At 71.3% G+C, this 16,188-nt stretch carries 15 protein-coding genes; 4 read left to right on the plus strand and 11 right to left on the minus strand.

Annotation, left to right across the window (positions count from 1 at the left end):
* Positions 1 to 2: 2 nt before the first annotated feature.
* Positions 3 to 137 carry a hypothetical protein gene (locus ACWCQ1_RS27140; RefSeq protein WP_358601839.1) on the minus strand — a complete coding sequence of 45 codons (135 nt, stop codon included), beginning with the start codon at positions 135 to 137 and terminating at the stop codon, positions 3 to 5.
* A 139-nt stretch (positions 138 to 276) separates the two neighbouring features.
* Here ACWCQ1_RS27140 and ACWCQ1_RS27145 point away from each other — a divergent pair, with 139 nt between their 5' ends.
* A complete protein-coding gene (locus ACWCQ1_RS27145; RefSeq protein WP_358601842.1) occupies positions 277 to 903 on the plus strand; it encodes a class I SAM-dependent methyltransferase in 627 nt (208 codons plus the stop codon).
* A 12-nt stretch (positions 904 to 915) separates the two neighbouring features.
* Here the strand turns inward: ACWCQ1_RS27145 and ACWCQ1_RS27150 are convergent, their stop codons facing one another.
* A complete protein-coding gene (locus ACWCQ1_RS27150; protein WP_451027577.1) occupies positions 916 to 1,416 on the minus strand; it encodes a DUF402 domain-containing protein in 501 nt (166 codons plus the stop codon).
* Positions 1,397 to 2,323: a GNAT family N-acetyltransferase gene (locus tag ACWCQ1_RS27155; protein WP_133047240.1), complete on the minus strand. Its 927-nt coding sequence runs from the start codon at positions 2,321 to 2,323 to the stop codon at positions 1,397 to 1,399. Before ACWCQ1_RS27155 ends, ACWCQ1_RS27150 begins: the two co-directional genes overlap by 20 nt.
* Before the next feature lie 71 nt (positions 2,324 to 2,394).
* On the opposite strand from ACWCQ1_RS27155, the gene ACWCQ1_RS27160 reads away from it, so the two are divergent.
* Positions 2,395 to 2,766 (plus strand): GntR family transcriptional regulator, encoded by a 372-nt coding sequence (locus ACWCQ1_RS27160; protein WP_356769449.1) that lies wholly within the window; start codon positions 2,395 to 2,397, stop codon positions 2,764 to 2,766.
* A 51-nt stretch (positions 2,767 to 2,817) separates the two neighbouring features.
* Here ACWCQ1_RS27160 and ACWCQ1_RS27165 read toward each other — a convergent pair whose 3' ends face one another.
* A complete protein-coding gene (locus ACWCQ1_RS27165; RefSeq protein WP_358602015.1) occupies positions 2,818 to 3,585 on the minus strand; it encodes a DUF72 domain-containing protein in 768 nt (255 codons plus the stop codon).
* A gap of 16 nt (positions 3,586 to 3,601) precedes the next feature.
* Positions 3,602 to 4,696, minus strand: a complete 1,095-nt coding sequence (locus ACWCQ1_RS27170) for a DUF5925 domain-containing protein (RefSeq protein WP_358601847.1) — start codon at positions 4,694 to 4,696, stop codon at positions 3,602 to 3,604.
* Positions 4,697 to 4,819: 123 nt separating this feature from the next.
* Between ACWCQ1_RS27170 and ACWCQ1_RS27175 the strand changes: the two genes are divergently transcribed.
* Entirely contained in the window at positions 4,820 to 6,238 is a 1,419-nt protein-coding gene (locus ACWCQ1_RS27175; RefSeq protein ID WP_358601850.1) for a GH39 family glycosyl hydrolase, read from the plus strand.
* A gap of 156 nt (positions 6,239 to 6,394) precedes the next feature.
* Here ACWCQ1_RS27175 and ACWCQ1_RS27180 read toward each other — a convergent pair whose 3' ends face one another.
* The 5 genes from ACWCQ1_RS27180 to ACWCQ1_RS27200 form a co-directional block, all read right to left on the minus strand.
* A complete protein-coding gene (locus ACWCQ1_RS27180; RefSeq protein ID WP_451027578.1) occupies positions 6,395 to 10,201 on the minus strand; it encodes a lipopolysaccharide biosynthesis protein in 3,807 nt (1,268 codons plus the stop codon).
* Positions 10,194 to 10,994, minus strand: a complete 801-nt coding sequence (locus ACWCQ1_RS27185) for a polysaccharide deacetylase family protein (protein ID WP_451027579.1) — start codon at positions 10,992 to 10,994, stop codon at positions 10,194 to 10,196. Before ACWCQ1_RS27185 ends, ACWCQ1_RS27180 begins: the two co-directional genes overlap by 8 nt.
* Complete coding sequence (locus tag ACWCQ1_RS27190) at positions 10,987 to 11,976, minus strand: glycosyltransferase family 2 protein (protein ID WP_451027580.1); 990 nt, start codon at positions 11,974 to 11,976, stop codon at positions 10,987 to 10,989. The genes ACWCQ1_RS27185 and ACWCQ1_RS27190 overlap by 8 nt, the downstream gene beginning before the upstream one ends.
* Positions 11,973 to 12,794: a glycosyltransferase family 2 protein gene (locus tag ACWCQ1_RS27195; protein WP_358601862.1), complete on the minus strand. Its 822-nt coding sequence runs from the start codon at positions 12,792 to 12,794 to the stop codon at positions 11,973 to 11,975. Before ACWCQ1_RS27195 ends, ACWCQ1_RS27190 begins: the two co-directional genes overlap by 4 nt.
* Before the next feature lie 345 nt (positions 12,795 to 13,139).
* Positions 13,140 to 13,550: a hypothetical protein gene (locus tag ACWCQ1_RS27200; protein ID WP_358601865.1), complete on the minus strand. Its 411-nt coding sequence runs from the start codon at positions 13,548 to 13,550 to the stop codon at positions 13,140 to 13,142.
* Positions 13,551 to 13,758: 208 nt separating this feature from the next.
* Between ACWCQ1_RS27200 and ACWCQ1_RS27205 the strand changes: the two genes are divergently transcribed.
* Entirely contained in the window at positions 13,759 to 14,565 is an 807-nt protein-coding gene (locus tag ACWCQ1_RS27205; RefSeq protein WP_133047232.1) for an SGNH/GDSL hydrolase family protein, read from the plus strand.
* 3 nt (positions 14,566 to 14,568) lie between these two features.
* On the opposite strand, the gene ACWCQ1_RS27210 is transcribed toward ACWCQ1_RS27205, so the two are convergent.
* The gene (locus ACWCQ1_RS27210) at positions 14,569 to 16,170 is read right to left on the minus strand and encodes a protein kinase domain-containing protein (protein WP_451027581.1); all 1,602 of its coding nucleotides are present in this window, start codon (positions 16,168 to 16,170) and stop codon (positions 14,569 to 14,571) included.
* Positions 16,171 to 16,188: the final 18 nt, after the last annotated feature.

Consider the following 16,188-nt stretch of genomic DNA (forward strand, 5'->3'; position numbering starts at 1 on the left):
CCTCACCCGTCGGGCCACCACGTCCGTGCGACGTCCTTCCGCACCTCCGGGCGCCCGGCGGGACGCTCGTCGGCTTCCTCGTGGACCCTGCGCGAGTCCGACTTCCTCAGGGGCTTGTGCACAGTGGTCCGGCGCATGGCTGCCTCCTTCAGTGCCTACCGAGTTCCGCGTTCTCACGGAGGTAGACCCTTTTCGGGAGAGTGACTCATCGGTGCAGGTCTGTCAGTGGCGGCTGTCACGATTCGACTGTCAGTGGCGGGTGTCACTCTGGGGGGCATGACGAACGACAGTGAAGCTCTGACCGGGGCGGACGCGGGTTCCGGCATCGACTGGGACGCCGAGGCCGCCTCCTTCGACGACGAGCCGGACCACGGACTGCGCGATCCGGAGGTACGGCGGGCCTGGGCGGGCCGGCTGGGCGACTGGCTGCCGGAAAGGTCCTCGGACGTCCTCGACCTCGGCTGCGGCACGGGCAGTCTGTCGCTCCTCGCGGCCGAACAGGGACACCGCGTCACGGGCGTGGACGCCTCAGCGGCCATGATCGAGCGGGCGCGGGCCAAGCTGGCCGGGCGTGACGCGGTGTTCCTGGTCGGCGACGCGGCGGCACCGCCGGTGGGGGAGCAGCGCTTCGACGTCGTGCTTGTACGGCATGTGCTGTGGGCCCTGCCCGATCCCGGCCGCGCGCTGCGGCACTGGAGGGGGCTGCTGCGGCCGGGAGGGCGGCTCGTCCTGATCGAGGGGGTGTGGGGGACGGTCACGCCGGCCGGCATACCGGCCGGCACGCTCACCGGGCTCGTCGAGCCGTTGGCCGAGGAGGTGCGGGTGGAGCCGCTGTCGCAGGACGCGGTGCTGTGGGGAAGGCCGGTCGACGACGAGCGGTACGCGGTGGTGGCGCTGGTGTGAGGCGGAGGCGCCTCAGGCCAGGAGCGCGTCGAAGCCGCCCTCGCGGGCCAGCCGCTCCAGGGTGTCCAGGGCCGCGACCGCCGCTGTCGCCGCCTGAGGGTCCCTCTCCGCCAGACCACTGGCCGCGAACTCGTCCTCGTCCAGACGGCGTACGTCCCTGCCGTCGGCCGAGCGCCACAGGTCCAGGTCGAGGTCCTCGACGATCAGTTCCGAGCCGAAGAGGACCGCGGGCCGGGTGACGTCGCAGTACCAGCCCTTCAGCCCGCCCTCGGCGTCACGGACCTCCTTCACCGCGTACCAGCGGTCCCGCCAGTAGTACTCGGTGAAGACGTCGCCCTTCTCGAAGCGCACGAACCCGAAGTCACGGACCCCCTCGCCCGCCCAGAGGGCGCGTACGGCGATCCGGTCGCCGTCGTCCTCGACGAGGTCGGCCTCGTAACCGATCTTCGTGCGGCCCGCCTTGACGAGGACGACGTTCAACCGCCGGGCCGACTCAGCCGAGTTCGCGGACATAACGCACCTCCGACGCGGAGATCTCGTACCCCAGCCACTTGTTGATCGCGAGCATCGGGCCGTTGCCGGCGTCGTTGCCCGTGTGGGCCTCGGTGAAGCCGGCGGCGCGGGCGCGGTGCAGCGAGTGGTTCTTGGCGAGCTTGGCCAGGCCCCGGCCGCGGAAGGCGCGGGCGGTGCCGGTCATGGCGGTGAAGTAACGGGTGCCGTCCGTGTAGGCCACGGTGAAGGCGGCGGGGCGGCCGTCGACGACCGCCACCGTGGTCAGGCCGAGGTCGAGGCACGGGTGCTTCCAGTTCTCCTCGATCCAGACCTCGTAGTCCGTGAACTCGGAGTCCACATCGCTCGGTTCGTCCGCCGTCGTCTCCGCGTCCAGCTCGAACAGCGGGCGCGGGTCGTCCGCGAAGTCGGCGGCCGTGCGCAGCTCGGTGCCGGGCGGGGGGTCCTGCAGGGGCGGCAGCGTGACGTTCGCCAGGTCCAGCCGGAGGAAGCCGGCCGAGCGGCTGGCGCGATAGCCGTGGTGCTCGGCGAAGGCGCGGTTGGCCGGCTCGTCGAGGACCCACGCGAACAGCTTCGTCGCACCGTGCGCGATGAGGTGCTCCTCGGACGCACGGACCAGCAGACGGCCGGCGCCCCGGTGGAACCGGTCCGGGTGCACGTAGATGTTGAGGAACCCCTGGCCCGGCTGCGGGCTGTCGTGGGCGAGGCCGATCTGGGCCGTGCCGATCATCTCGCCGTCCTCCTCCGCCACCAGCGCCCGGGCCTTCGCGTCCGGGTGGGTGTGCAGGAGGTGGTGACGGATGGCGTCGGCGGTCCACATGACGTAGGGAAGGCCGAGATGGCGGATGAGGGCGAAGTCCTCGAGGTCTTTCCGGTCGTCGGGGCGCAGGTCGCGCACGGTTACTGTCATGAAGGCGCACGCTACGGGGGAGTCGAGCCCGGGTGCCTCCCATTTTCGGGCGGGTACGGGACAATCGGGCCGTGACCTTGAAGATCCACATCGACGACAGTGCCGCGCCGTACGAGCAGGTGCGGGCGCAGATTTCCGAGCAGGCGCGGACGGGGGTGCTGCCGGTGGGGTACCGGCTGCCGACCGTGCGGGGGCTCGCCGAGTCGCTGGGGCTGGCGGCGAACACGGTGGCCAAGGCGTACCGGGCGCTGGAGAGCGACGGGGTGATCGAGACGCGGGGCCGGAACGGGACGTACGTGGCGGCGGCCGGCTCGGCGGCGGAACGGGAGCTCGCGGCGGCGGCCCAGGCGTACGTGGAGCGGGCGCGGCGGTTGGGGCTGGCGGAGGCCGACGCGCTGGCCGCGGTGCGGGACGCGTTGCGGGCGGGGTACGGCGCGGGCTGAGCGGAGTCCGGACGCGGAGTTCGGACGCGGAGTCCGGACAGCGCCGGCACATCAGGCGGGCGACAGCGACGGGGTGCGGGTGACCGGGAAGCCCGCTGCTCGGGCCGCCTTCGCGAACGTCGTCGCGTCGTGTACCGCCGCCCCCGTCGGGTCGTTGTTGAAGTAGGCGTGGACGTCCTCGTCCGTGCGCCAGGTGCTCATGATCCGGGTCACCCACGTCTCCAGGGCCCGGCTGCCGTAGTGCGGCCACGGTTGGGCGCGGCCCTGGTGGAAGCGGACGTAGCCCCAGTCCGTGGTGCGCCACAGCGGTGTGACCGGGCGGGAGAGGACGTCCGCCCAGCACAGGGCCGCACCCCGGGTCTCAAGGACCTTGCGCACCTCCGGCGTCCACCAGGACTCGTGCCGCGGCTCGACCGCGACCCGGGTGCCCGGGGGGAAGCAGCCGAGGCAGGTGTCCAGCAGGCCCGGGTCGACCTTCAGGGTGGGCGGGAGCTGGAGAAGGACCGGGCCCAGCCGCTCCCCGAGACCCGCCGCGTGGGTCATCAGGCGGTCGACCGGCTCCTCGGGCTCCCGTAGCCGCTTGATGTGGGTGAGGTACCGGCTCGCCTTCACCGCGACCACGAAGTCGCCCGGCACCCGCTCCCGCCACGCCTCGAAGGTCTCCCGCGTCGGCAGACGGTAGAACGCGTTGTTGATCTCCACCGTCGCGAAGTGCGCCGTGTACTCCTCGAGCCACAGCCGCGTGGGGCACCCGGCGGGGTAGAGCACACCCCGCCAGTCCTTGTACTGCCACCCCGACGTCCCGACGAACAGGGTCATACCGTCCATGAAAGCACTACAGGTACAGCCCCGCGTCCGCCCCGTCCCGGGGATCCGGCACCGAGGTCGGTGAGGTGCCCCGGCGCAGCGCGTACAGCTCGGCCAGGGTCGCGCCCTCGCGGCCGACGCCCTCCTCGGTGCCCAGCCAGCCGACCGCCTCGCGGTGCGTCAGCCTGCCCACCTCGATGCGGGCCAGACAGCGGCCGGGGCGGACCACCGCCGGGTGCAGGCGCTCCAGGTCCTCGTTGGTCGTGACGCCCACCAGGACGTTACGGCCCTGCCCCAGCAGCCCGTCGGTGAGGTTCAGCAGCCGGGACAGCGCCTGGCCCGCCGTGTGCTTGGCCTCGCCGCGGATCAGTTCGTCGCAGTCCTCCAGCAGGAGCAGCCGCCAGCGGCCCTTGCCCGTCGAGTCGTCCTCGCCGATCGCGATGTCCATCAGATAGCCGACGTCGCTGAACAGGCGCTCGGGGTCCAGTACGCAGTCGACCTGGCACCAGTCCCGCCAGGAGCGGGCGAGGGTGCGCAGCGCCGAGGTCTTGCCCGTGCCCGGCGGGCCGTGGAGCAGCAGCAGCCGGCCCGCGATGTCCTCCGGCGTCGTCTTCATCAGGCGGTCCATCGCCTCCGCCACCGGCGCGGTGTAGTTGTCCCGCACCTCGTCCCAGGTGCCCGCGGAGATCTGCCGGGTGGTGCGGTGCGGGCCGCGCCTCGGGGAGACGTACCAGAAGCCCATCGTCACGTTCTCCGGCTGGGGTTCGGGCTCGTCCGCCGCGCCGTCCGTGGCCTGGTCGAGGACCTTCTTCGCGAGCTCCGCGCTGGTCGCCGTGACCGTGACGTCCGCGCCCCGGTTCCAGCGGGAGATCAGCACCGTCCAGCCCTCGCCCTCGGCCAGGGTCGCGCTGCGGTCGTCGTCGCGGGCCGCACGCAGCACCCGCGCGCCGGGCGGCAGCAGAGTCGCCCCGGAGCGCACCCGGTCGATGTTCGCCGCGTGCGAGTACGGCTGCTCGCCCGTCGCGAAGCGGCCGAGGAACAGAGCGTCGACGACGTCGGACGGCGAGTCGCTGTCGTCGACGTTGAGCCGGATCGGCAACGCGTCGTATGGGTTCGCAGACATGGCGTCCATGATCCGGCACCGACGCACTCCGCGCACTGGATTTCCCCCATGCGAAAATGTAGCGAAGCTGTGCATTCACTACATCTGCCCTATCTGGCGTCCACACGGTTACTGTTGGCCTCGATGGGACGTCATGGGTGGACTTCGGGGGCTCGGCGGTGGCGGCTCACCGCACTGCTCGGTGTGGGCGTCGCCGCACTCGCGCTGGTCGTGACCCTCCTCAACACGCTTCCGGACAGCGGCGGAACCAAGGGCACCTCCAAGAACGGCGCCACGGTGCACGGCACCCCGGTGACGCCGCCGGACCAGGACAAGCCCGAGGTCGGCTGGGGCTTCACCCACACCCAGTACAGCGCCGACGAGGGCAGCTCCACCGCGACCGACCGGGTCGAGAAGCTGGTCCAGGACGCCGGGGGCATGCCGCAGGACCAGGCGCTCATGGGCTGGGGCGCGGACAACCCCGAGCCGGTGAAGGGCCGTTACGACTTCGGCGCGATGGACCGCCGGATCGACTTCATCCGCAGGTCGGGCGGCACCCCGGTCGTCACCCTGTGCTGCGCCCCGGACTGGATGAAGGGCGGCAGGGCCGGCGTCGACAACACCGACTGGAGCCAGTCCGCGCTGGAGACCGCCCCGCAGCCGAAGCACTACGCCGACTTCGCCGCGCTCGCCGCGACCGTCGCCCAGCGCTATCCGGACGTACGGCACTTCATCGTCTGGAACGAGTTCAAGGGCTTCTGGAACGACGCCAAGGGCCGCTGGGACTACGAGGGCTACACCCGGCTCTACAACCTCGTCTACCGGGCGCTCAAGAAGGTCGACAAGGACATCATGGTCGGCGGGCCGTATCTGGTGATGGACAGCGTCGATCCGCGCGCCGACGAGGCGTCCGCGACCTTCAAGGGGCCCTGGGGCGCCATGGACCAGCGGGTCCTGGACGCCTTCGACTACTGGAACGAGCACAAGGCGGGCGCCGACTTCGTCGTCGTCGACGGCTCCAGCTACACCAACGACGACGAGATGAAGCCGGACGAGTTCGGGGCCACCGACAAGCTCACCGCCGTGGGCCGGTGGGTGCGGCAGCAGACGCACGACCTGCCGCTGTGGTGGGCCGAGTACTACGTCGAGCCCGCCGACGGCAACGACGACCGCAAGGGCTGGTCCGAGAACCGCCGGGTCGCCGTCCAGGCCGCCGGGATGATCGCGATGGTCAAGGGCGGTGCGTCCTCCGGCTTCTACTGGAACCCGGAGGACGAGAAGGGCGACACCTGCGCGGGCTGTCTGTGGACGCCGACCAACGGCTCGGGCGGTGGGCGGAGGCTGCCCATGTTCGACCTGGTCTCCCGGTTCGACCAGGCGTTCCGGCCCGGCACCAGGTACGAGACCGTGTCCGTCGCGGCGGACGACGTGCCCAACGTCCGGGTGCTGGCGAGCGACAGGACCGTCCTGGTGGTCAACACCCTCGACCGGTCGATCAGCGCGCGGATCGACGGCAAGCGGTTCGAGATGCAGGCGTACGAGGTGAAGTGGCTCAAGCGGTAGGGCTCTGGGCTGCTTCACCTCGTCGCCGCGACTCCACGCCGGGCGGCCTGCGCCACGCGCAGCGCTCGTCGACCCGGTCGAGGCGCAGGCCGGCGCGTTCGAGGTGATGTGACCTCAGCCGTAGGGCCGCAGGCCGCTTCACCTCGTACGCGGATCTCACTTCAGGCTCAGGAACCGTTGCACCAGCGAGGCCAGCAGCACCGCCAGCAGCGGCAGCGAGAACCAGAAGCTGCTCTGCAGCAGGCGCAGTTGGCGCACGCCGGGCCGCATCGCGACCCGGATGACCTCACGTGCCGTCAGCATCAGGATCAGCGCGAGGGCGGCGAGGGCGCCGACGACCGACCACGGCGTCCAGGTGATCTGCGGACCGATCGGACCCGGGTCGGGCTGGGGCACCTTGCCCTCGGGCTGCTTCCTCAGGGCGTAGACCGTCGCGTCCGCGTTGTCGTACACCTTCTGCAACTCGGGCCGCCGGTCCAGGTTCTGGATCAGCCGGGGTTCCCAGGTGGCCGAGTAGCCCACGTCCATCTGGAGGTAGGTCACCTGACCCGCGTTGATCATCAGGTACGAGTTCGGCCCCGCGTCCTTGAGCGCCTTGACCAGGCTGGAGACCAGGACCGGGTCGGCCGGCGCGAGCGTCGGCACGTAGTCGACCCGCTCCATGTCCTTCGCGCCCCACGGCATCGCCGGGGTCACGTCGTTGACGGTGTCGTTGCTGAGCCACAGCAGGCGGACCGTCGGCTTGTCGTGCGCGTAGACGTAGTCCATGGCGGCGACCTCGCCGGGCCGGACCCGCTCGAAGGGCTCGTTGCCCCAGCGGGCCACCAGGAAGCCGCCCATGAGCAGCAGCCCGGCCAGCAGCGCCGCCAGCGGGGCCAGGCTCACCCGGTCCTTGTCCCGCTCCTCGGCGGTGACGCCGGTGCGGGGGAACAGGGCGAGACCGGCCAGCAGGGCCGCGCCGGGCAGGGCGAACATGAACACGCGCAGCGCCATCTCGCCGCCGTAGGACTGCATGCCGAAGCCGAGGAACGGGACGAAGGTGAGGACCAGCAGCGACCGCTCGCGGTACTTGTGGTCGCGCCGGCGCCACCAGCCCCAGCAGGCGAACAGCATCACACCGCCGGCCAGCAGCACGCGTGCGTACAGGACGAGCTTGTGGGTCGAACTGCCGCCCTGGATACGGCCGGAGACCGAGGTGGAGACGTTGCTGCCGACGCCGCCGACCCCGCCGAACAGCTCGTCGAAGTGGCCGGACCAGTACGGCTCGGCCATGAAGCCGATCCACACCGCGACCACCACGGCGAACAGGATGGGCAGGCCGCGCAGTTCGCAGCGGCCGACCAGGACGAGCGCCGCGAGCACACCCAGCATCACGAACGGGGTGAGCTGGTGGGCGGGGACGCTCGCCATGAACAGGCCGGTCAACACGGCGAGCAGGACGGCCTTCTGGCGCCGGTTCGCCGGTTCGACCTCCGCCTCGCCGGGACGCCGTTTCGTCCAGATCACGCGCGGTTCGCGGAACCAGACCAGCAGGATCGCCACGAACGCCAGGTAGAGCAGGTAGGTGAAGCCCTGCGGGGAGAAGTAGTCCTGGCCGACCCAGCCGCTGAGGACGAAGATCCAGATGCCGGTCCACTTGGCGCGCCAGCTCGCCCGCATCGAGCGGACGAGGAGGAACATCGGGGCCAGATACACGAGTTGGACGGTCAGCGGCCACCAGCGGATCAGCTCGGTGAGGTCGGTGACCCCGCAGGCCCTGGTCACGAACGCGGCGACCGCGAAGAAGCCCGGCCAGCTCCACCGCGCGTCCAGGTCGGGCACGGCCGAGCCGGTGCGGTCGATGTGGTCGAGGAAGCCCAGGTGCTGCCAGGCCGTCGGGAACCGCGGTTCGGTCTCGATCACGGCGGGCAGCGCGTGCAGTGACACCACGGTCGCCAGCAGGGTGATGAGCAGCAGTGCCTTGTGCTCGCGGCCCAGCCACAGCAGCGAGCCGAACACCGCGATCAGCAGCGCGGCCCCGACCAGCGTCGGCAACGGCAGCACCGAGATCAGCCCGAGCCCGCCCATGCGGTCCAGGTCGCTCTCGCCGAGCCGCAGCGCGGGCACCCAGTACAGCAGCAGCGCGGCGAGCAGCAGACAGCCCAGGACCAGCCCGAGCCGGGTGGGCCGCAGCCGCTGACGCCGGGACAGGACGGGCGGCTCGGGCTCGCGCGCCTCTTCCCGTACGGGCGTCTCCGCCTGCGCGGGCGACGGCTCCCGTACGGCCTCTTCGGCGAGCCCGGCCTCGAAGGGCGCGTCGACCTCCAGCTCGGCCGGCCCCAGCGAGGCCTCCGAACCCGGTTCCCGCTCTTCAACGGGCAGCCCGACCTGCGGCTGCTTCGCCCAGGTCGGCCGGTGGTCCGGGCGTACGGCGGGCGTACCGGTGGGCGGGGTGCCCGGTCCCGGGCGCACGTCCGGGCGCCGTTCCTGGTGGTCGAAGTCGACGTGGATGCCGAGCGCGAGGGTGTCGGTGTCCAGCGCCCAGGCCGGTCCGCGGCGGCGCGGTTTCTCGCTCGCGGGTACCTCGCGCGCACCCAGGTCGGCGAGGTCCCCGTCGGGCGCCGCGTCCGCGGGCAGTTCGGCGGGGGCGGCCCGCACCGTGGTGTACAGCTTGGGCGCGGCGATGGCGACGATCACGGCGAGCGAGGAGATCTCGGCGACACCGGCGCCGGTCAGCCCCATCCGGGGGAGCAGCAGCAGGGTCAGTCCGAGCACCAGCACGCACAACAGGCCCTGCAGCCAGGCCAGCCCGGCGGTGCGGCTCTGGGCGCGCAGCACCGCGAAGTACGTCTCCATCACCACCCGGAGCAGCGCGCCGACCGCGAACCAGCGCAGCAGCGGCGTCGCCGCGTCCGCGTAGCCCGATCCGAAGACACCCAGGATGTACGGCGCCCCGAGGAACAGCAGCCCGCAGATCGGCAGCATGATCCGGGCCATCCGCCTGAGCGCGGCCCGGGTGTTGGCCGCGAGCCGGGCCGGGTCGTGCGAGCCCTCGACGGTCAGCGAGGCACCCATGTTGATGGCGAGCAGATTGATCGTGCCGCCGATCGTGGTGGTGATGTAGAAGTACGCGTTGTCCTCGGAGCTGACCTGCGAGGCGATGATGACCGGCACGAGGTAGACCACGGCGAGCGAGAAGAGCGAGCCCGTGTAGTCGCCGGCGAGGAACCTGCCGATCTCCTTGACCGTCGGCGGCTTCGCGTGGTCCTCGGTCGCCTTGACGTGCCGGGGCACCAGCCTGCGGAAGACCAGGATGCCCAGCGGCACCACGGAGGTGGCGATCGCCAGGACCCAGGACAGGAAGACACCGGTCGTCGGCATCGAGGCGGCGAGCCCGATCAGCAGCGCCAGCTTCACCGCGGAGAAGACGGTGTTGCCGACGGGCACCCAGGGTGCGCTGCGCAGCCCGGTCAGCACCCCGTCCTGCAGCGTGAGCAGGTTCCAGGCGGCGACCGCCATGATGAAGCCGAGGCCCTTGACCGCCCCGTGCAGGAAGGCGTACGACGGCCCCCAGGCGTCCAGCGTCAGCAGGAAGACGCCCGCCGCGAACGACACCACGACGCAACTCGCCGCGTACGTACGGAAGATGAAGCGCCCGGTGCTGCGTCCGGCGACCGGGATGAAGCGGGCCAGGGCGCCGGTCAGGGTCACCGCGGTCAGGCCCGCCAGCAGCTTCATCGCGGCGATCGCGGCCGATCCCTGGCCCACCGCCGTGTCGGAGTAGTAGCGGGCGGCGACCAGCCAGTACCCGAGGCCCAGCACCGCGGAGATACCGGTGTTGAGCATCAGGGCGTAGGCGTTGCGGAACAGCGGGCTGCCGCCCCGGGACCGGCCGAGCCCGGGCAGCCATAGACGGCGCCCCTGCTGCTCGGGCGCCTCGGTCGGGGGCTGGGCCTCGGTTGTCGTGGTCGTCGTGTCAGACACGGGAACGGATGGCCTTCCGGCGGACCTGACGTGCTCTGCGGACCAGGGCGTACCCCTTGGTGAGGGCACGGTCCCCGGCGAAGGTGCGGGCGATCGAACGGCCTTCGAGAAGGCGTCCGAACTCCTCGATCCCGGTGCTGCGGCGCACGGTGACCCGTCGCAGCGCGTACGGGCCCTGGCGGCGGCGCGCGAGCGCGTTGCCGACGGCGAGCGCCTGGGCGTACCCGCTCTCCCTGACGGCCTCGCGCACCCGGCGGCTGGAGTAGCCGTACGGGTAGGCGAAGGAGGCCGGGGCGGTGCCCAGTTCGTCGGCGACGATCTCCCGGCACCGGCTCAGCTCGTACCGCAGCCCGTCGTCGTCGAGCTGGTCGAGCTGCGGGTGGGTGTGGCTGTGGCCGCCGATCTCGACGTCCGCCGCGGCCAGTTCGCGCACCTGGTCCCAGTCGAGCATGGTGTCGAGGCCGCCCCCGGTGTCGTACGAGCCCTTGATCCAGCCCGTGGAGACGAACAGGGTCGAGGCGAAGCCGTGCTTGGCGAGCACGGGCAGGGCGTGCCGGTGCACGCCCTCGTAGCCGTCGTCGAAGGTGATCAGGACGGGACGCGGCGGCAGCGGGCCCCCCGTGCGCCAACCGGCCGCCAGACCGGCGGTGTCGACGGGGGTGAGCCCCAGGTCGCCGATCATCGCCATCTGCTCGGAGAACGCCTCGGGCGCGACCGACAGGGCACGCGTGGCGTCGTTCGGCGCGGTCGCCACCGAGTGGTACATCAGGATCGGCACGGGCGCTTCAGTCATCGGATCCCCCCTCGATCTCGACCACCGAGAACGTGGCCCCGCCGCGGCGGGCCCGTACGCTCCCCACGACGTATCCGCCGGCCGCCGTCAGCACCCCGGCGACGATGGCCCCGGCGCGCCCCGCTCCGCCCGGCCGGGCCAGTACGGCGTCCCGCAGTCCGCGTGCCACCCCGGCCGGCAGCACCCGGGTGGTGTACCGGCGTTCGGACTCGAGCCCCTTGTCCGCGCCCACACTGCGCGCCACCAGCGCCTTGGACAGCCCCTCGGCGTAGGCGCGGGCGCGGAAGTACCCGAAGTGCTCACGCGCCGCGGGTACCCGGTGGTGGATCACCGCCCGGTCGTCGATGAGCAGGACGGCGTCGGGCCTGGCCCGGCTGAGCCGGATGCACAGCTCCGTCTCCTCGCAGCCCAGCGGCCGCTTGTCGCCGTCGCGTCCGATGCCGGTCGCGAAACCGCCCGCCGCGTCGAACGCCGTACGACGGAACGAGGCGTTGCCGCCGAGGACGTTGCGCACCCGCACCCGGCCCGGCGGCAGTCCCCGGTAGGTGCAGCCCACCACCCAGTCGAACTCCTCCGGGAACCAGGCCGGACGGCGCCCCGACGCCCAGATCGGCATCGTGCGTCCGCCGACGGCCATCACCCGGGGATCGGTGTAGGCCTCCATGAAGCGGCGCAGCCAGTCGCGCTCGGCCACGGCGTCGTCGTCGAGGAAGGCGAGCACCTCGCCGCGGGAGGCCGCGATGCCGGTGTTGCGGCCGGCGGACAGGCCACGGGGGCCCGCGTTGGCGAGCACCCGTACGTCCGCGGTCTCCTTGTACTCCTTGGCGAGTCGTTCCAGCAGGGTCGGGTTGTGGTCGACGACCAGCAGGGTCTCCAGAGCGGGCCGCGACTGCGCGCGCACCGAGGCGACCGCGGCGAGGATGTCCTCCCAGCGGTCCTCGGTGTAGACGCAGATCACGACGGAGACGTCGAGATCGCTCAAGACACCTCTCCCCGCACCGAGTCGAGCATCGGCGAATGGCGTTCCTGCCGGCGCAGCTCACGCCGGTTGGAGCGCTCCTTGAGGATGACCTTCAGCACCCGGAACCCGTCCCGCACGGCGCGCAGATTGCTGGCGCCGTGGATGCGCAGGTACTCGTGGCTGGGGATCTCCTGCACCTTCAACCCGGCCTTGACCACCCGGATGTTGATGAGCGTCTCGATCTCGAAGCCGGTGCAGTCGAGGGAGATCTTGTCCAGGCAGTGCCGCCAGAACGCGTTGTAGCCGTAGCAGAGATCGGTGTAGCGGGCGCCGAACTTGCGGTTGACGATCGTGCACAGCGCCCAGTTGCCGAGCTTGCGGATGAAGGTCATGTCGTCGGTGCCGCCGCCGTTGGCGAAGCGCGAGCCCTTGGCGAAGTCGGCGCCGGAGACCAGGGCGGAGACGTACGAGACGATCTCACCGCCGTCGGCCGAGCCGTCCGCGTCGACCATCACGATGATGTCGCCGGTGCAGGCCTCGAACCCGGTGATCAGGGCGTCCCCCTTGCCCTTGCCCCGCTGCTCGACGACCTTGACCTTCGGCCACAGTCCACGGGCCACTTCGACGGTGTCGTCCGTGGAGTTGCCGTCCACCAGGACCACTTCGTGTATCCAGTCCGGCAGCGTCTTGAAGACGTAGGGGAGATTCTCCGCCTCGTTCATCGCGGGAATCACCACGCTCACCGGTGGTGCGATGGCCAGATGCGAGGAGATCGGCCGGTATTGGGCGGCGGCTGACGGGCCTTCGCCCGTAGTGGCCGGCCGCAGTACGGAACTCATGAGTCTGGTCCCTCTCGTCCGGTGGACCGCCCGCCCCTGGGCGGCCCGGTTTTGTGTCCGGTTCGAAAGGGGGGTTCACGCCTGGGCATGACGAAAAGGAACTCCGTGCACGCCGAAGCGAGCTGGCAGAACTGGCCGTCTGCCGTGACGACGGCAGCCGACCGCGCGGCACGACTCGGTCACAAGTGCGGTCACCGAGCACGGCACCCCCCTACCGCGCCCCGCCCCCGGAAGCCATCGCGGTCCTGAGCCCTCCCCTGGAGCCGCTGAGTGATGGTCCGATGCGGGTGAGATGTACGACGGTATTGACGATTGAGCCTGTATGGCAAGGCCTGAAACCAGGCCTCACCTTTTTGTTGGTTTGACCGTTACACAACTTAGAAGCAGAAGTGCGCAACTGATCACGGTCACGGCAATGATCCCGCCGTGTACGGACCAGCGGTGGACGGCCAACATGCCCTGCGCCACGAGCATGTTCAGGACGACCGCGCCCGCGATGGCGGCGAGTGTGCGGCCGAAGGGTTCCAGCCCGCGCAGCGCGGCCGCGATGGCGGTCGCCGGCGCAGCGAGCAGGAAGAACAGGGTGAGCGGACCGCGCAGCGCGGAGCCGGAGTCGACCAGCGCGAGCAGCGCGCCGAACACCCCCACGGCCGTCGCGGCCCCCGCGAGCAGAGGTGCCAGGTCCCTCCCCGGACCGGGCCCCGCCCGCTCTGTGCCGCTGTCGTCCGACGGTCTCTTGATACGGATGGTCTGCATTGGCGACTTTGCCCCCCAGCGCGCCGGATGCCGGACTTCAATGTCGCGCAGCGAACTGGGGGCGTCAAGGCGCGAACGAGGCACACACGTGTTCCCCGCGCTTCCCGTCCGTTCCCCGTTGCACCGAAAAGCTTGACATGGACACTTCCCCTCAACACGCGTAGTTGGTACGACGGTTATGGCAGAGATCCTGCTAAAGGGAGGTTCCATGAGACGTTCCCGATTTGCCGTCTTCGTGAGCTCGATCCTCCTCGCCGCCGGCACGGCCCTCACCGGGGCCACGGCGGCGCAGGCGTCCCCACAGGCCGCCGCCACGGGCTACGTGGCCCTCGGCGACTCCTACTCCTCGGGAGTCGGCGCGGGCAGCTACATCGGCTCCAGCGGCGACTGCGACCGCAGCACCAAGGCGTACCCCTACCTCTGGGCCGCGGCCCATTCACCCTCGACGTTCGACTTCACCGCTTGTTCCGGCGCCCGTACGGGTGATGTTCTGGCGAACCAACTCGGGCCGCTGAGCACCGCCACCGGCCTGGTCTCCATCACCATCGGAGGCAACGACGCCGGCTTCTCCGACGTCATGACCACCTGCGTCCTGCAGTCCGACAGCTCCTGCCTCTCCCGGATCAACACCGCGAAGGCGTACGTCGACTCCACGCTGCCGGGCCAGCTCGACAAGGTCTACTCGGCGATCAGCGCCAAGGCCCCGAACGCCCGTGTGGTCGTTCTCGGCTACCCCCGCTTCTACCGGCTCGGCACGACCTGCGTCGGCCTCTCCGACACCAAGCGGAAGGCGATCAACGACGCGGCGGACTACCTGGACACCGCCATCAACAAGGCGGCGGCGAACCACGGTTTCGCCTTCGGCGATGTCCGCACCACCTTCACCGGCCACGAGATCTGCTCCGGCAGCTCCTGGCTGCACAGCCTCAACCTGCTGAGCATCGGCGAGTCGTACCACCCGACCGCCGCCGGCCAGTCGGGCGGCTATCTGCCCGTGCTGACCGGAGCGGTCTGACCCTCACGAGGTCGGTGAGGCGGACGTACTGGGGGAGGCCCCGCCCGTCGGGGTCTCCGCCACACAGTTCAGCGAAAACGGAACCGAGTTGGACGTCGCGCTCACCGGATCGCGCACCTCCACGCTGATCACGTCCTGGAAGGTCCCGCTGCTCTCCCGCGTGGTGATGAACTGCCGGTCCTGCCGGGTCTTTCCCCCGCCCGCCGGGAACGACAGCGTCTTCCACCCGCCGGACAGCGAGTCGTTCTTCGTCACCCAGCGGTAGGTCACCGTCGCCGGAAGGCGCCCGACCGTCAGCGTGGCGGTGAACGTGGGGGCCTGGGACCTCGACGGCGGGCAGCTCCCCGAGTAGTCGGTGTTCGCCCCCGCCAGCGTGACGCTCACGGACTGCGGAGCCGTCGTACGACCGCTGCTCTTGCTCGGTGACGGACTCGACGCACCGCCTCCAGGCGCGGTGTCCCTCGCGGTCGGCGAAGTGCCGCTCTCGGTGCGGGTCTTGCCCGCATTGTTCCCGTCTCCGTTGCCCTTGTCGCGGTTGAGCAGCGCGTACGTCAGCCCGGCGATGGCCAGCGCCAGCACGACCACGCCGGTCACCAGGACGACACCGGCCCGGCGACCGCGCTCCGGCGGGGCCGGGGCCGGCGTGGCGCCGGAAGGGGGCGTCGGCCGGGTCCGCGCCGTCGGGTACGGCATCGGCGGGGTCGGCGCGGCGGGCTCCGGGAAGGCCGCGACGGTCGGGGCGTACGACGACGACTGCGCCCAGTCCGCGCCGGGTGTGCCCCCGGCCGCGACCAGCCGCAGATCCTGCTCGGCCCGCTCGGCCGACATCCGCTGAGCCGGATCCTTGCGCAGCAGTCCCTCGATGACCGGGCTCAGCGGCCCGGCCCGGCGCGGTGGCGGCAGCTCCTCGTCGACGATCGCGCGCAGCGTGCTCAGCGGCGTGTTCTGCCGGAAGGGGGAGTTGCCCTCGACGGCCGCGTACAGCAGCACGCCGAGCGACCACAGATCGGACTCCGGCCCCGGCGTACGGCCCAGCGCCCGCTCCGGCGCCAGGAACTCGGGCGAGCCGATCACCTCGCCGGTCATGGTCAGCGCCGAGCTGCCCTCGACCTGCGCGATGCCGAAGTCGGTGAGGACCACCCGGTCGTCGTTGGACAGCAGTACGTTGGCCGGCTTGACGTCCCGGTGCAGCACCCCGGCGGCGTGCGCGGCCCGCAGCGCGGCGAGCACCTCGGCACCGATGTGCGCCGTCCGCCGCGGGTCCAACGGGCCCTCCGCGTCGAGCAGTTCCGCCAGCGAGATGCCGCGGACCAGCTCCATGACGATCCAGGGCCGGCCGTCCTGCGTGGCCACGTCGTACACGGTGACGACATTGCGGTTGGCGACCCGGGCCGCCGCCCACGCCTCGCGCTCCAGCCGGGCGTACAGCCGCTCCACGTCCGCGGTCGGCAGACCGGCGGGAGCGCGCACCTCCTTGACCGCCACCTCGCGGTGCAGCACCTCGTCGCGGGCCCGCCACACCGTCCCCATGCCGCCCTCACCGAGGGGGGACAGGAGGCGGTAGCGGCCCGCGATCACACGTTCCCTGCCAGGTTCTCCGGACACCGACGCCCCCCACGGCAT

The sequence above is a fragment of the Streptomyces sp. NPDC002144 genome (assembly GCF_053593695.1).

Coding starts and splice junctions, on each gene's coding strand:
- ACWCQ1_RS27140 (WP_358601839.1), bottom strand. CDS start 137: ATGCGCCGGACCACTGTGCACAAGCCCCTGAGGAAGTCGGACTCGCGC.
- ACWCQ1_RS27145 (WP_358601842.1), top strand. CDS start 277: ATGACGAACGACAGTGAAGCTCTGACCGGGGCGGACGCGGGTTCCGGC.
- ACWCQ1_RS27150 (WP_451027577.1), bottom strand. CDS start 1,416: ATGTCCGCGAACTCGGCTGAGTCGGCCCGGCGGTTGAACGTCGTCCTC.
- ACWCQ1_RS27155 (WP_133047240.1), bottom strand. CDS start 2,323: ATGACAGTAACCGTGCGCGACCTGCGCCCCGACGACCGGAAAGACCTC.
- ACWCQ1_RS27165 (WP_358602015.1), bottom strand. CDS start 3,585: ATGACCCTGTTCGTCGGGACGTCGGGGTGGCAGTACAAGGACTGGCGG.
- ACWCQ1_RS27170 (WP_358601847.1), bottom strand. CDS start 4,696: ATGTCTGCGAACCCATACGACGCGTTGCCGATCCGGCTCAACGTCGAC.
- ACWCQ1_RS27175 (WP_358601850.1), top strand. CDS start 4,820: ATGGGACGTCATGGGTGGACTTCGGGGGCTCGGCGGTGGCGGCTCACC.
- ACWCQ1_RS27185 (WP_451027579.1), bottom strand. CDS start 10,994: ATGACTGAAGCGCCCGTGCCGATCCTGATGTACCACTCGGTGGCGACC.
- ACWCQ1_RS27195 (WP_358601862.1), bottom strand. CDS start 12,794: ATGAGTTCCGTACTGCGGCCGGCCACTACGGGCGAAGGCCCGTCAGCC.
- ACWCQ1_RS27200 (WP_358601865.1), bottom strand. CDS start 13,550: ATGCAGACCATCCGTATCAAGAGACCGTCGGACGACAGCGGCACAGAG.
- ACWCQ1_RS27205 (WP_133047232.1), top strand. CDS start 13,759: ATGAGACGTTCCCGATTTGCCGTCTTCGTGAGCTCGATCCTCCTCGCC.